Source organism: Siphonobacter aquaeclarae (assembly GCF_900103285.1).
In the GTDB taxonomy this organism is placed as follows: Bacteria; Bacteroidota; Bacteroidia; order Cytophagales; family Spirosomataceae; genus Siphonobacter; species Siphonobacter aquaeclarae.
This window is the reverse complement of the sequence record NZ_FNGS01000001.1, coordinates 38,196-52,093: the sequence shown is the minus strand read 5'-3', so window position 1 is coordinate 52,093 and position 13,898 is coordinate 38,196. Positions and strand designations below refer to the sequence as shown.

Sequence of the window (13,898 nt, the reverse complement as noted above, 5' to 3'; positions counted from 1 at the left end):
GCGTATCAGAAGTTTCGGCTGCCGGTAGCAGGCTTTTTAGGGACAGGAAGAAGCGGTTGTTTCGGCTTGATTTTGTCGTAGTCGACGACGTCGTTTTCTTTCGCCCATTGAAAATAGAGCAGGGACAGCTCGTCGACCAGGTTGCTGTTCCGCTGCGCGACGTTGCGCGTTTCGCCCGGGTCCTGGTCCAGGTCGTACAGTTCCCACTGATACGACGGGTAGATCGACACCAGCTTCCACTTGCCGCGGCGCACGGCCCGGTTTCCGGCCCATTCCCAGAACAGTGGCCGCTGATCGTTCCATCCGCCGGAGCCGAAGAGCAGCCCCGTGAGGCTTTTTCCGGGAAGGGTATTGGTTCTTTTTCCCTGAAAATCAAGAGGATACTTCGCTCCCGCGACTTCATACAGCGTCGGCGCGATATCGATCAGGTGGCCGGTGCCCCGCTCGAGGCGTCCTGCCGGTATCTTTCCCGGAAACCAGGCGACAAACGGCGTCCGGATTCCGCCTTCGTAAGCGAACGACTTGAACGAACGGAATGGCGTATTCGAGACGTACGACCAGTTTTTCCCCTGCGCTTCGAACGAACCGGCCGTTCCTACCGGACCTGTATTCCGGCCGGCGCGGTTACCCCAGTGGGCGACGTCCTCGGCCGGTGCGCCATTATCCGAGAGAAACAATACGAGCGTATTGTCATCCTTTTTCAGTTGACGTACTTTCTCCAGTACCGTGCCGATTCCCTGATCCGCGCGATCCAGCATAGCGGCGTATACCTCCATTTTCGCCTTCCAGAGCTGTTTTTCTTCGAATGTCAGGTTATCCCAATCCGGAATTTCGGCATCACGCTCAGCGGCTGCTTTTGCCTGCTCCGGAGAAATAATCCCCAACTGCACCTGGCGCGCTAGACGCTCCTTACGGATGGCATCCCAGCCGGCGTCATACCTGCCACGGTACCGGGCGATATCTTCGGGCAGGGCCTGCAACGGCCAGTGCGGCGCGGTATAGGCGAGGTAAAGGAAAAAGGGCCTGTCCTCCTTCTGCTGCTCGTCAAGAAACTGGACCGCATGCCGGGTAATTTCATCGGTGAAATAGTAGGAACCCGGTTCCGGCCGGATACGCAGGTTGTCTTCCAGCAGTGTCACCGGCGACGGCCTGCCCGTTGCAAGCGGACCGGCATCAAAGTAGTTGGCTCCGCCGCCGAGAATCCCGTAAAACCGGTCAAATCCCCGCTGTTTCGGCCAGGAGAGACTATCCTTTCCGACGTGCCATTTCCCCGAAAGCAGCGTTGAGTACCCGGCTTCCCGGAGTACCTCGCCAAACGTCAGCGATTCCCGGTTCAGAAATCCCTGATACGCAGGCTGGCCCAGGTTCACATCGAAGTAGCCGATGCCGGCCTTGTGGGCATACTGGCCGGTGATGAGTGAGGCACGCGTCGGCGCACAGATGGAATTATTGTAAAACTCCTTCAGTTTCAGGCCCTCCCGGGCCAGACGATCGATGTGAGGCGTGCGGATTTCGGAGCCGTATGCGCCGAGGTCCGAGTAGCCCATGTCGTCCACCAGAATCAGGATAATATTGGGTTTGCGGGACTGTGCCAGGGCCTGCTGCCCGGTGAGAAGCGTCAGGGCAATGAGTATCTTCAGGTAGTTCATTCGATTCGGCGGCCGGGGGTTTGGGGACGTAATTTTTCGTATTTCTCGACATCATTCTGCACCGCCCAGCGTTCATACTCGGCGTCGAGGTCTTTCACGATGTCGGGGTGTTGCGCGGCGACGTCGGTCGTCTCCCCGCGATCCGTCTCGATATCAAACAGTTGCCAGCGGTTTTGTGGGAAAATTGAGACTACTTTCCACTTGCCCTTCCTGACGGCCCGGTTACCGGCCCGCTCCCAGAAAAGGGGTCGTTCGCCCGGGAGCGGCGCTCCGTCGAGCAGCAGGTTTTTCAGGCTTTTGCCCGGTAGTGCATGGGTTTTGACGCCGTTGAATGCGGTTGGGTAGGTTGCCCCGGCCAGGTCGTAAAACGTCGGTGCGAGGTCAATCAGGTGGCCGGTTCCTTTGGCAATCGTCCCGGCTTTGATTTTTCCGGGATACCAGGCGATAAACGGCGCGCTGATTCCGCCTTCATACGGTGTGGCTTTGTAGTTGCGGAATGGCGTATTGGAGACGTACGCCCAGTTCTGTTCCTGGTAATCGTACGATCCCGACGACCCGATCGGGCCGGAATTGCGCGGGCGGCGGCGACCGGTCTGATTCAACCCGCCCTGGGCGCCATTGTCAGAAATCAGTACGATCAGCGTGTTTTTGTCTTTTTTCAGGCGCTGCAATTCTCCGAGAAGACGTGCCAGGTTCTGATCAACGCGATCCACCATGGCAGCGTATACTTCCATCTTCCGTTGCCAGAGCTGCTGCTCGTCATAGGTAAGGCTTTGCCATTCCACCACTTCCGGATCCCGGGCGGCAACAGCCTGCTTCGGATCGGCAATACCCAGGCGAATCTGCCGGGTCAGGCGTTCCTGCCGGAGCGAGTCCCAGCCAATGGCATACCGGCCCTTGTACCGGGCGATATCCTCGGCCGGCGCCTGCAAGGGCCAGTGTGGCGCATTATAGGCCAGGTAGAGGAAGAATGGCTTGTCTTTCGCCTCCCGGATGTAGGAAATCGCGTGACCGGTGATCTCATCTGTCAGGTACTTGCCGGGCTCCAGGTTCAGGCGGCGGTTGTTTTCGACGAGTTCGACGGGTGGTACCTTTTCGGTGTACGGATGGATGTCGTAATAGTTGCTCGCTCCGCCGATAAACCCGTAAAACCGGTCAAAACCGCGCTGATTGGGCCAGTAGAGACTATCGTTCCCAACGTGCCATTTCCCCGAAAGAAACGTCGTATACCCGGCCTGCTTCAGCACTTCGCCGAAGGTAAGCGACTCCCGGTTGAGCCAGCCCTGGTAGGCCGGCAGCCCGAGGTTGACGTTGAAATACCCCACCCCGGCCTTGTGCGGGTACTGCCCGGTGATGAGCGACGCCCGCGTCGGCGCGCAAATGGAATTATTGTAAAACTCCCGCAGGCGGAGGCCCTCGGCGGCAAGCCGGTCGATTGTCGGCGTCCGGATTTCTGAGCCATAGGCGCCGAAATCGGAGAAGCCCAGGTCGTCGACCATCACCAGAATAATATTGGGGCGCTCGGCTTTTTTCTGGGCGAAAGTCGCGCCGGAAGCCAGCAGGAGCAGCCCGAGCAGGCATTTTTTCATGGAAGTGTTTCCGTTTTGGGGGGAATGTACCGGCCCTGGGCATCTACCGGCTTCGGATCGGCATAGGCGGGATCCGTGTAGCCGGTGGCTTTTTCCAGTGTGCTTATTTCTTTGGTGAGAGCCGTTTTGAGCTTCGCTCCTTCAGCAGTAGAGTACAGGTTTTTCTTTTCCCGGGGATCGGCGCGGAGGTCGTACAGTTCCGACCAGTCTTCCTGTCCCGGGTACAGAATCAGCTTGCTGTTTTCGGTTCGTACGGCCTTGATCGTGGGGGTATTGAAACCGTTTTCGTAGAAGTATTCATAGAGAAACGACGTGCGCCAGGCCGCCGGCTTGTCTTCTGCCAGGGGTACCCAGCTTTTGCCCTGGAACGATGCCGGCGCTTTCACGCCTGCCAGGTCGAGGATCGTCGGCGCGATGTCCAGGTTCAATACCAGTTTGTCGATGCGTTTTCCCGGGCGGAACCGCGCCGGATACCGGACGAGGAGGGGCACGCGGATGGCATCTTCGTAAGCGGCCCGTTTGTCGGCGAGACTGTGTTCTCCGAAGAAAAAGCCATTATCGCTCGTAAAGACAATCACCGTATTGTCACTGATTTTCAGGGAATCCAGCGCCTGTAGTACCCGCCCGATGTTCTCATCCACGCCTTTCAGCGTGCGGAAATAGTCGCGGATTTTCTTATCGTTTTTCTCGGTCCAGTTCCCGGTTGGGGTTGCGGCAGCCGCATTTTTCCGGCCGGTTTCCACTTTACCACGGTACGGCGCGGATTCGAGTTCGTTGTCCGGCTGTGTCAGGACGGCATCGGCATAGGCTTCGGCATTCCGCGCGGCAGGCTGAAACGGCCCGTGCCCGGATTTGAAGCCCAGCGCCAGGAAAAACGGCCCTTTGCGGTGTTGCTGCAGGTAGTCGATGGCATGCGTGGTGGAGACGTCGTCTACCCATCCCTGCGTCTGTACCGGCTGGCCGTTTTCCTCGAACGGGCAATCCTGGTACCTTCCCTGACCGATGAAGCTGAAGGAATAATCGAATCCCGGGCGCTTACCCTTTTCATTGCCCATGTGCCACTTGCCGAAGAAGGCCGTCCGGTACCCGGCCTTGCGGAGTTCGGTGGCATAGGTAATGGTCGTATCCGTCAGCGGGGTGTGGTTGTTGGCGATGCCGTTGAGGTGGTTGTAGCGGCCGTTGAGCATGGTCGACCGGCTCGGCGAGCACAACGAATTGACGACAAAGGCATTCCGGAACCGAACCCCTTCCTGCGCGAGGCGATCGAGGTTCGGTGTCCGGAACCAGGGAAAGCGTGCGGCCGCGCCCTGTTCCTGCTGCACGACGCTGAGGGCATCGTAACGTTGGTCATCCGTATAAATAAGGAGGATATTGGGGGTGGCGGGCCTTGTCTGACCAAAGGCCGCGCCCAGCCCCCCTATCCAAAGGAGGAGAAAGGCAGAGTAGCGTTTCATTTTTTCAGGTGTTCGAGTAACGTTTTGGCTGCGCGGGAATCGTAGTTGTCGGCCGGACCGCCCGTGAGCGTCTGCGCAACAGGCAGCGCGACCCGGGCGGCGTCTCCCAGGGTTTCGAGGACGTTCAGGGCCTGCAGACGGGCCGGTCGCACGGGGTCCTTCAGCGCTTCCGTGAGGGTAGTCAGCGCTTCGTCTTTCCGGCCGAGGTGAAACAGGGCTTCGGCAGCGGCAATCCGCACGGCGGCCTCCGGATCTGAAAGAAGGGGAAGAAGCTGTTTTTCAGCGGCTTTATCGCGATGGATTGTCGCGCCAGTCGCTGCCCAGTACCGGACTACCGGATCTTTGTCGCCCAATGCCGCTCTCAGCGGCGCCGGATCGGCTTTGCGATCCGAAGCGATACCGGCAATGCGGATGATTTTCGCGGCGTCATACTGCCCGCTGCGGGCATAGTCGTACAAAGGCTGTTTTTCGGCTATGGTTGCGAGGATCGCTTCGGGAATGAACCCGACGTCTTTCCCGGAAAGCGCCTGGTTGTCATTGGCTTTCCGCAAGCGAAGCAGGTCTTTCCGATAGGCGGGGTTATCGGCGAGGTTCCGGATGTTGTGCGGATCGGCGGCAACATCGTAGAGCTCTTCCGACGACTTTTCCTTCCAGAAACGGGATTGTATTTCATTCAGCCGGCCAGCCTTGTACTCGGCTTCCCAGGAGCGTACCGACGGCGCGCGCCAGAGGTATTCCAGGTGCTGACCATAGATTTTGTGCGGCAGGTAGTTGCGGATGTACCGGAAACGTTTGTCACGCACCGAACGGGAAAAGTCAATCCGCTCGTCCATACGTCCCCGGAAACCAAAGACATATGGTACTTCCGGCTGCCGTTCTTTCCCCAGAAAAGCCTTTCCCTGAAAATAAGCCGGAACGGGAAGGCCCGCCAGGGAAAGTACCGTCGGCGCGAAATCCAGAAACGTCACCAGCCGATCCGTCCGGGTACCTGCCCCCTGCGGAGCGAGGTGGGCATATTTTTTCGGGAAACGGACAATCAGCGGAACACGCAGTCCTGATTCATACATAAACCGCTTGCTGCGGGCCAGCACCCCGCCGTTATCGCTGTAGTAAAAAACGATGGTATTGTCGGCCAGGCCAGCCTCTTCCAGTTCGGCGAGGAGCTTGCCCGCCTGCTCGTCCATGGTCTGAATTTTGTCGTAGTACTGCGCCCAGTCGTGCTTCAGCTCGTTGGTAGCCGGGTGGTAGGGAGGCAGCGGGACTTTTTCCGGATCGTGTTTCAGCGTCGGCAATGGCTCATGCAGTGAGCTTTCATGCGAAACATTCAGGTTAAATACAGCGAAAAACGGCTTTCCCTCCGGCCGGTTTTTATAGGTCGCCTTCCCGCTGGATTCGTCCCACGCTTCCAGCTGATCCGTCGTGTTATAGTCCTTTTTCGCGTTGTTGGTGGTGTAATATCCCGCTTCGCGAAGGTATCTGGGAAAGAACTTCACGAAGGCCGGTACGGGATAGGTACTCCGCATGTGCTCGGTGCCCAGCGCAGGCGGGTACATGCCGGTAATCAGCGTATTACGGGACGGCGCGCAGACCGGCGCCGTCGAAAACGCGTTTTCAAACAGTATCCCCTGCGATGCTAGCCGGTCGAGGTTGGGCGTCGTCGCGAAGGCGTCGCCATAGCATCCCAGAAACGGATCGTTGTCTTCGCTGACGATCCAGAGGATATTCGGGCGATCGTGTTGGGCCTGCGCCGCAAACACGGGAAACAAGAGTGTGATCAGCAATCGTCGTAACATAGTGTGTCCGTTGGCCGGTTGGATCCGGCAGGTAGTTCTGATTCAGCATGGGACAGTCCCGGCGATCTTCATTTTCCTTTTTGTTCGGGAGACGGAAGGTCGATCGTGACTTTGTGCAGGGTTCCGGTGAAAGCAAACGGCACGACATACGCGTCCGTGACAGGCGTCAGGTCGTCGAATCCAAGATTCAGTCCTTCGTGAAGGTACAGGTTCCCGTACAACCGCGGAAGTACCCGGGATCCGAGAGGTTTACCGTTGGCCGAGAGGCTGAGGGTTCCGCCTTTGCCGTCAGGAACGAGCTCTGCCTGAACCGATTGCCGGCCGGGAGCGAGCGGTTGGTCGGCGCGGACGACGAACGTGCCGCCATCGCCGACGTTGTATGCAAAATACAGCGCTTTGTCTTTGACGAAAAAGCTGAGCCCTCCCGCCCGGCCCCCGCGGGAGAGCAGGACGCCTTCGGCGCCGTGGGACGGAATCTCCACGTCCGCCGCAATCCGGAAGGCCTTTTTACCGGCGAGCGGATTCGCGATATCGACGATGGTCGACCCGCCGGGGTATAGCGTCAGGGTTTGCCGGTCCTTGTAAGCCGTTGGGCCGAAGGTCGGTATGGTTCCGTCTTTCAGGGGATAGATATGGCGTTTGGCCGCTTCGGCTTCGAATACCCCGCGCAGTTCGGCAAGTTTCTGCGGCTGGGCAGCGGCCAGATCGTGCAGTTCATTGAAGTCCTCCTCTATGTGGTGCAGTTCCCATTTGTCCTGCGTAAAATCCTGACCTTTGACATGCAGGGTACCGGCTTTCCAGCCGTCCTTGTAGACCGACCGCGTTCCCAGAATTTCATAGTATTGCAGCGTGTGGCGGTCTTTGGCCGAGGCATTGTCGATGCTGTAGGCCAGGCTCGTCCCTTCCAGCGGCTGCTGGGGGTAGCCGTTGATGGATGCCGGGATTTGTGCGCCAACCAGTTCGAGTGTCGTAGGCAGCAGGTCATTGACGTGGCTGTACTGCTTCCGGATACCGCCCTTCTCCCGGATGCGGGCCGGGTAATGGACAATCAGCGGATTACGGGTGCCGCCTTCGGTATTCGCGTCCTGTTTCCATTGGCGGAAGGGGGTATTCGTAGCTGCGGCCCAGCCGAGGGGATAGTTGGCCTTGGCATATTCGGTACCGATGAGGTCGATGTCGGCGATGTTCCGGCGGAGTCTTTCTTCTTCCGAAAGGTCTGTTCCATAGTTGTTTACAACGCCGACAAAAGTCCCTTCCTTGCTCGCGCCGTTATCTCCCACCGAAACAAAAATGAGCGTATTGTCCAGTTGCCCGATTTCCTCCAGGTAGCGGACAACGCGCCCCACTTCGTAATCGGTATACGACAAAAATCCGGCGTATACTTCCATGAAGCGGGCAAACAGCTTTTTCTCGTCTGCCGGAAGGCTGTCCCATGCCTTGATCCCCGGGTTACGGGGCGGCAGTACCGTGTTTTTCGGGACAATACCCAGGCGAATCTGGTTGGCCAGTACCTCCTCCCGGTATTTATCCCAGCCGCCGTCAAACTTGCCTTTGTAGCGGTCCGACCACTCCTTCGCGACCTGATGAGGCGCGTGGCCGGCGCCGGTAGCCAGGTACAGGAAAAAAGGCTTGTCCGGATTGGCGGATTTCTGCGCGCCGATGTAGTGGATGGCTTTGTCGGCAAGAAGCTGGTTGAGATGGCGGCCCTGTTGATCCTTCTCCCGGCGGGTATCTTCCCAGAGCTCCGGGTGCCACTGGTCGGTGCTGCCGCGTGAGGGGAATCCGTAAAAATGCTCGAAGCCCCTGCCCGTTGGCCAGCGGTTAAACGGCCCGGCAGGTGTCAGGTCTGCCAGGGGTGTCAGGTGCCATTTTCCGAGGGCGAACGTATTGTAGCCGTTTTCTTTCAGGATTTCGGCGACGGTTCCCTGCTCAAACGGAATCTGCGCATCGTACCCGGGAGTGCCGACTGCATTTTCCGGAAACAGGCCCATGTGAACGGAGTGATGGTTCCGTCCGGTGAGGAGCGCGGCGCGGGTTGGTGCGCAGATCGACGTCGTATGGAAGTTTGTGTAGCGGAGGCCGTTTTGAGCGAGCCGGTCCAGTTCGGGTGTCTGAATCAGGCCGCCGAACGAACTGATGGCGCCGAATCCTACATCGTCCAGCAAAATCCAGACGACGTTCGGGCCGGCTGCCTTCGCCCGCTCAGGCCACCACTGCCGGGTATCGGCCAGGGTTTTGCCTTCTGACCCCTTGTAGGGCTGAACGGGCGTATGCTGCGCAGCTGCGCCAAGGGCAGTCAGCAATGCGCCGGTAACAAAAAGATATCGTTTTTTCATGCCGGTTGCGGGGTTGATGGGAGAAGGGCGGGCTCGTCTTCCTGAACCATCGGCCCGTTGGGTGCCAGTTCGCTGCCTTCTTTCCGGGATTTGAGAATGGGCCAGAGAAACTGGGCGTACCATTCTTCCTGCTGATACGACTTGATACCATACGAAGCGGGGTACTGCCGCGTGATCAGTCCGGTTCCGAAAAGGATATCCCACAAAAAGAACATATTGCCGAAGTTGCCTTTGTAGTAGCCGACGCCGTCGTCCGACGTATCAGCATGGTGCGCGTGGTGCGTTGCCGGCGTGGAAATCAGACGTTCCAGTACCCAGGCTACCGGGTGCAGCCAGCGCCGTTCGTACAAAGGTTTATCCCAGGGAATACTGGAGTGGGCGAGCGTGGTAATGATCGATTTGATACCCTTCACAAACAGCGCCGGATAGCCCAACCCCAGGTATACAAGGGTCGTCGTCACATAGGTCTGCGAAAAGAACAGCGTGTAAATGATATTCTGCCGGCTGGCCATCGACATACCCATGTACGGCGCCGAATGGTGCGTCCGGTGAAACCGCCAGAGAAAGGGTATTTCGTGGTGCAGGCGGTGGTACCAGTATTGCGTCAGGTCGTCGGCCACGCAGAGGATCAGAAATCCCCACCAGAACGGTACCCACTCAAACGCGTCTTTATACCCCGGAAAAACCAGCGGCAGTACTTTCAGCCCGAAATAGGCGACGAGCGGGCGGACGACGAGCTTCGGAATCGTGAAGCAGGCTATATCGAGAAGAATCTCGTTCCGGTTCCAGTGTTTCTTGTACAGGCCGAGGGAAAACTCCACCAGACCAAGCAGGAGTACCAGCGTGGGTAATCCCCAGGTACTCAGGTTTTTGAAGAGGGCTTCGAAGAACATGATCATGGTTTAGCGGGATTGGTGTGTTTTTGCTGCCTGTCGCCAGGGGCGCTCGCCGGTGACGTAAAACGTCGCGAACATGAGCAGCACCGGCAGCGCATACAGCAGCAGGCTGAGGAGGGCATTCCGGAAAATCCGCCGGGCCACCCGGGGTTCCATTTTCATAGCGGCAGGTGTTTAGTTTTCCCAAAGCAGGTATTGTGTGGCCCATAGCCCGCCGAAAATGATCAGCACGGACACGAGCAGCAGAACAAGCCCCACAGCGATTTTTTTGGTGAGGAGGGAGAGGTCGGAGGTGGTCATTTGATTGGGGTTTGGAGTTTAGGGTTTGGAGTTTAGGATTTGGGGTTAGGTTGGATTCGTTCAACCCTAAACTCCAAACCCTAAACTCCAAACTCACTCGATTACGATTCTCTCAATCTTCCCCGTAAACGGGAACGGGCCCTTGTACCGGTCGGAGACCTGGGTGACGAGGTCGCGGCCGACGTTGATTTCGTCGGTGCTCCGGATCGCGGCCTGCGCTTTGACGATGGGGCCTTCGGCGACTTTGACGTCGTTGACAAACAACTGCTGCGTACCGGCAGGATCTTCCGGGCCTTTCGCATTCTGGTAGTTGACGACAAGCCGAACCGTCGCCTTACCGGGTTGCACCGGCCTCGCCGACGCCAGCAGGTACTTCTTCTGCCCGGTGGCGTGGGCTACCTGGAGCTTTCCGTCCTGCACGAAGAGACTTAAGCCATTGAAACGACCGCCTACCGCCAGGATGACGCCCTGCGTTCCCTTGCTCAGCTCCGTTTCAGCCGTGATGGTGTAGGATTTATGTACAGGCAGCGGACTGGCGATGCCGAATACCTGAGGCGCTTCGGGGTACAATACGGTGCGCGTCGCGCCGTCCCGCTGGTAGAGGTGCGAGAAGTCGAGGTCTTTTTCGGAGCCGTCTTTCAGCGGATAGATATTGTACTTATCCGCCTCACTGTCAAATAGTTCCCGGAGCTCTTTGAGCTTGTCGGGATGCTGTGAAGCGAGGTCGTGCAGCTCGTTGAAGTCTTCCGACAGGTGGTACAGCTCCCATTTGTCGCCGGCGAAATCGTCGCCGGATTTGTGCAGGGTACCGGCCTTCCAGCCGTCTTTGTAAATCGAGCGGGATCCCCGGATTTCATAGTGCTGAACGGTATGACGGGAAGCGAGCGCGGTGTTGTTCAGGCTGTAGGCCAGGCTGGTACCTTCGATACGTTCCTGCGGATAGCCATTGAGGAGGGAGGGTACCTTCGCGCCGGTTAGTTCAAGCGTCGTCGGCAATACATCGATGATATGGCTGTATTGCGTCCGGATACCGCCTTTTTCCTGAATACCTTTCGGATAGAAAACAATCAGGGGATTGTGCGTTCCGCCTTCCGAGTTGGCGTCCTGCTTCCAGTAGCGGAAGGGCGTATTGGCCGCCATGGCCCAGCCCAGGGGGTAGTTGGGTTGCGAGGCTTCCGTCCCGATCAGGTCGATGTTTTCGATGTTGCGGCGAAGGCGCTCCTCTTCGGATTGACCGGGCGTATTGCCGTTGACGATCCCGACAAACGTGCCTTCCTTACTCGCACCATTATCTCCTACTGATATGAAAATCAGCGTATTATCGAGCTGTCCGATTTTGTGGAGGTACTGTACCAGGCGACCGATTTCATAGTCGGTATGCGTCAGGAAACCTGCGTAGTTTTCCATGAAACGGGCGTACAATTTTTTCTCATCCGCCGGAAGGCTATCCCAGGCTTTGATGCCCGGGTTACGGGGCGGCAGGGTCGTTCCCTTCGGCACGACGCCCAGGCTGATCTGGCGGGCCAGTACCTTTTCGCGGTAGGCGTCCCAGCCCCCGTCGAAGAGTCCTTTATAGGGCTCAGTCCATTCTTTCGCGACGTGGTGAGGCGAGTGCCCCGCGCCGGTGGCATAATACAGAAAGAAGGGCTTTTCGGCGGATACCGCCTTTTGTTCGGCGATATAGGAAATGGCCTTGTCCGTAATCCGCGTGGTAAAATGACGGCCGTCCGCTTCCGGCTCCACCTTCCGGGTATCTTCCCAGAGAAGGGGGTGCCACTGGTCGGTCGCACCGCCCAGGAAACCGTAGTAGTGGTCGAAACCGCGGCCGGTCGGCCAGCGGTTAAACGGCCCGGCGGCTGTCTGGTCAGACGGCGGCGTGAGGTGCCATTTGCCGACGGCATACGTATTATATCCGTTTTCCCGGAGAATTTCCGCTGCTGTAGCCTTCTCGAAGGGCATGTATCCGTCATATCCCGGCGTGCCGATGGCCGTATTCGGAAAGAGGCCCATGTGGACGGAATGCGAGTTCCGCCCCGTCAGCAGGGCTGCCCGCGTGGGCGAGCAGATGGCGGTGGTATGGAAATTGGTATACCGCAGTCCCTGGTTGGCGAGGCTGTCGAGCGTCGGGGTGCGGATGAGGCCGCCGAAGGTGCTGATTGCGCCGTAACCGACGTCGTCCAGCAAAATCCAGACCACATTGGGGGCGCCTTTCTGCGCCCGGGTACGTTGCGGCCACCATTGCCGGGTTTCGGCAACAGTACGACCGATTTTCCCTTCATACTTCTGCACGGGATCGTGCTGCGCTGCTGCCGGCAGAGCGAGGAGGGTGAGGAGAGGTAATGTATATCGTGCTTGCATTGGAGTCAGGTTTTGGTTTTCAGTTTGCGGTTTTCTGTTTTCAGTCAGGGATGCCCAACCGAAAACAGAAAACCGCAAACAGAAAACCCGTTTCTCACCATCCCGGATTCTGCTTCATCTTCGGGTTATTGTCGATTTCGTACTGGGGAATTGGATAGAGGTAATGTTTTTCGGACGCGTTGGTTTTGCCGATTTTCTGAAGGGCGGAGACCATGCGTTTGGTCCGGATGAGGTCAAACCAGCGGGAGTATTCGAAGACGAGCTCCTTGCGCCGGTCGAGGTAGACTGAATCCCGGAACTGCTCTTTCGACAACCCCGACAATGCATCCAGCCCGGCGCGTACACGTACGCGGTTGTAGGATTTGTAGGCGTCTGTCGTCGGACCGCTCTTTTCGTTGAGCGCCTCCGCATGCATCAGCAGAACGTCGGAAAACCGGAGAATGGGCACATTGGCACTCGATTCCGTCAGGTTACCCGGTACCGAATTGTCCCAGTATTTGTGGAAGTGGGGATCTATGACGGTCGTCTTGCCTGTCGTCGGGCTCGTGATCGACGTGATGAACGTTACATCCCGGCGCTTGTCTTTTCCGCTAAAAAGCTGGTATACACCGTTTCCCGGTTGCTCGGCGTAGTTGCCGTTGACACCGGTGATACCCGTCGGCGCCTCCCGCAGCGCCTGGCTGTTGCCGTGCGAGTTGGTATTGCCTTTGAACTGAGCGGAGAAGATATGCTCCTTTCCGTTTTTGGTGGCGACGTTGAAGACGTCGGCATAGTTGGCGAAAAGGTCGTAACCATATGGCCCGTTGATGACTTCTTCCGCCTTTTTGGCGGCGTTGTCCCAGTCCGAACGGGTCAGGTATACCTTGGCAAGGAGGGATTTGGCAGCGCCGGCTGTCGCACGACCTACGTCTGTCGCACTGTACGACGTTGGTAATCCCTCTGCCTCAGTCAGATCGGAAACGATTTGTTTATATACTTCGTCGGTCGAAGTCCGTGCCACATAGATATCCTCCGGATTCAGGGATTTCGTCTGGTGCAGCACCAGCGGCACATCGCCATACAGCCGTACCAGGTTGAAGTAGAATAGTCCCCGGAGAAACTTCGCCTCCAGAATCAGCCGCTTTTTCAGGGTTTCGTCGAAGGCGACGGAAGGAATACGGTCGACGGCGATGTTGGCCCGGTTGATCGCGGTATAATGTTGCTGCCAGATCTGGTAAATCCGCAGGCCGGTCGACGAATGCGAGAGAATGGCCTGGGAGCGGACGTCGGCGTTGGTGGCGCCCGGCCCGGGCTGGACGTCGTCGCTCATCATGTCCATACCCGTCGAAAACAGGACGTTGTACGGCGTCTGACCGGAATAGTTGAGGCAATAATAAATGGCGTTAACCGCAGCGACGGCATCCGCCTGGGTCTGGAAAAACTGCTCCTCCGAAACGAAGGATTTCGGGGTTTCGTCGAGCGTCGTGCAGGAAGTTCCCACCGCGAGCAGGGCCAGTATCGGGAGTATTTTTTTCATGGAAATT

General features: G+C 57.8%; 10 protein-coding genes. All 10 read right to left on the bottom strand.

The genetic code is table 11. The annotated features are described in order from the left end of the window. Positions 1-5: 5 nt before the first annotated feature. The 10 genes from BLR09_RS00175 to BLR09_RS00140 all read right to left on the bottom strand — a co-directional run bounded on the left by BLR09_RS00175 (position 6) and on the right by BLR09_RS00140 (position 13,891). A complete protein-coding gene (locus tag BLR09_RS00175) occupies positions 6-1,649 on the bottom strand; it encodes an arylsulfatase (RefSeq protein ID WP_093196331.1) in 1,644 nt (547 codons plus the stop codon). Beyond that, positions 1,646-3,238 carry an arylsulfatase gene (locus tag BLR09_RS00170; protein WP_093196329.1) on the bottom strand — a complete coding sequence of 531 codons (1,593 nt, stop codon included), beginning with the start codon at positions 3,236-3,238 and terminating at the stop codon, positions 1,646-1,648. Before BLR09_RS00170 ends, BLR09_RS00175 begins: the two co-directional genes overlap by 4 nt. Beyond that, positions 3,235-4,692: a sulfatase family protein gene (locus tag BLR09_RS00165; protein ID WP_093196328.1), complete on the bottom strand. Its 1,458-nt coding sequence runs from the start codon at positions 4,690-4,692 to the stop codon at positions 3,235-3,237. The genes BLR09_RS00170 and BLR09_RS00165 overlap by 4 nt, the downstream gene beginning before the upstream one ends. Next, positions 4,689-6,485, bottom strand: a complete 1,797-nt coding sequence (locus BLR09_RS00160) for a sulfatase-like hydrolase/transferase (RefSeq protein ID WP_093196326.1) — start codon at positions 6,483-6,485, stop codon at positions 4,689-4,691. The genes BLR09_RS00165 and BLR09_RS00160 overlap by 4 nt, the downstream gene beginning before the upstream one ends. A 68-nt stretch (positions 6,486-6,553) precedes the next feature. Next, entirely contained in the window at positions 6,554-8,821 is a 2,268-nt protein-coding gene (locus BLR09_RS00155) for an arylsulfatase (RefSeq protein ID WP_093196324.1), read from the bottom strand. Beyond that, positions 8,818-9,720 (bottom strand): sterol desaturase family protein, encoded by a 903-nt coding sequence (locus BLR09_RS00150; protein WP_093196322.1) that lies wholly within the window; start codon positions 9,718-9,720, stop codon positions 8,818-8,820. The genes BLR09_RS00155 and BLR09_RS00150 overlap by 4 nt, the downstream gene beginning before the upstream one ends. A gap of 3 nt (positions 9,721-9,723) precedes the next feature. Next, positions 9,724-9,879, bottom strand: a complete 156-nt coding sequence (locus BLR09_RS25730) for a hypothetical protein (protein ID WP_176785385.1) — start codon at positions 9,877-9,879, stop codon at positions 9,724-9,726. Positions 9,880-9,891: 12 nt separating this feature from the next. Continuing rightward, a complete protein-coding gene (locus tag BLR09_RS25825; protein ID WP_262507449.1) occupies positions 9,892-10,017 on the bottom strand; it encodes a hypothetical protein in 126 nt (41 codons plus the stop codon). A 93-nt stretch (positions 10,018-10,110) separates the two neighbouring features. Next, on the bottom strand, positions 10,111-12,375 hold the full coding sequence (locus BLR09_RS00145; RefSeq protein ID WP_093197747.1) for an arylsulfatase: 2,265 nt from the start codon (positions 12,373-12,375) through the stop codon (positions 10,111-10,113). A gap of 94 nt (positions 12,376-12,469) precedes the next feature. Then, positions 12,470-13,891 (bottom strand): RagB/SusD family nutrient uptake outer membrane protein, encoded by a 1,422-nt coding sequence (locus BLR09_RS00140; protein WP_093196320.1) that lies wholly within the window; start codon positions 13,889-13,891, stop codon positions 12,470-12,472. Positions 13,892-13,898: the final 7 nt, after the last annotated feature.

Bases quoted from the DNA above. Each gene is read 5' to 3' on its own strand.
- BLR09_RS00175 (WP_093196331.1), bottom strand. From the start codon at position 1,649: ATGAACTACCTGAAGATACTCATTGCCCTGACGCTTCTCACCGGGCAG.
- BLR09_RS00170 (WP_093196329.1), bottom strand. From the start codon at position 3,238: ATGAAAAAATGCCTGCTCGGGCTGCTCCTGCTGGCTTCCGGCGCGACT.
- BLR09_RS00165 (WP_093196328.1), bottom strand. From the start codon at position 4,692: ATGAAACGCTACTCTGCCTTTCTCCTCCTTTGGATAGGGGGGCTGGGC.
- BLR09_RS00160 (WP_093196326.1), bottom strand. From the start codon at position 6,485: ATGTTACGACGATTGCTGATCACACTCTTGTTTCCCGTGTTTGCGGCG.
- BLR09_RS00155 (WP_093196324.1), bottom strand. From the start codon at position 8,821: ATGAAAAAACGATATCTTTTTGTTACCGGCGCATTGCTGACTGCCCTT.
- BLR09_RS00150 (WP_093196322.1), bottom strand. From the start codon at position 9,720: ATGATCATGTTCTTCGAAGCCCTCTTCAAAAACCTGAGTACCTGGGGA.
- BLR09_RS25730 (WP_176785385.1), bottom strand. From the start codon at position 9,879: ATGAAAATGGAACCCCGGGTGGCCCGGCGGATTTTCCGGAATGCCCTC.
- BLR09_RS25825 (WP_262507449.1), bottom strand. From the start codon at position 10,017: ATGACCACCTCCGACCTCTCCCTCCTCACCAAAAAAATCGCTGTGGGG.
- BLR09_RS00145 (WP_093197747.1), bottom strand. From the start codon at position 12,375: ATGCAAGCACGATATACATTACCTCTCCTCACCCTCCTCGCTCTGCCG.
- BLR09_RS00140 (WP_093196320.1), bottom strand. From the start codon at position 13,891: ATGAAAAAAATACTCCCGATACTGGCCCTGCTCGCGGTGGGAACTTCC.